This window comes from Alkalihalophilus lindianensis (genome assembly GCF_032843265.1).
Lineage (GTDB): Bacteria > Bacillota > Bacilli > Bacillales > Bacillaceae_D > Alkalihalophilus > Alkalihalophilus lindianensis.
Genome location: NZ_JAWJBA010000057.1, coordinates 1 through 429 on the forward strand (window position 1 = coordinate 1; position 429 = coordinate 429).

The window sequence follows — 429 nt, forward strand, 5'->3', positions numbered from 1 at the left end:
AATTACTTCCTTTAAATACTACCTATTTATTCAATTTCTTCTTTCGATCAACCTGCCCCTTTAGTTTAACATTAATTCCCTTTTTATTGACAAAGAAAAAAGCATCCCTTATTGAAGGAATGCTCCCGTTAGTTTAATTTTTCACAAACTATTAGCTTAGTTCTATCCAATTTTAGTTAGAATATAGCTTTAATAGTTTTTGTAATGGGAAATGATTTGATTTATTTACCTCAATAAAATATTCTAATTGCCATTTTTGTGTTTCGATTGCCTGTTTGCTAGTTGTTTTTTCCCAACTAGGGTAAACTCTCATTGCCATTTTTCCTTTTGTAGAGGCTGTTTTAAGGATATTTTGTTTTGCAAGAACTTCTTTTGGAAAAACGAACTGTCCAAAATTATTCTTACTAGTAAACGTATTGATAACCAATA

The 429-nt window shown here is 29.4% G+C and carries 1 protein-coding gene; it reads right to left on the minus strand.

Annotated features, from left to right (window positions below; translation table 11 throughout):
- Positions 1-172: 172 nt before the first annotated feature.
- Positions 173-429, minus strand: a 257-nt coding sequence (locus RYX56_RS21265) for a MepB family protein (RefSeq protein WP_317123980.1), incomplete at its 5' end; no start/stop codon positions are given.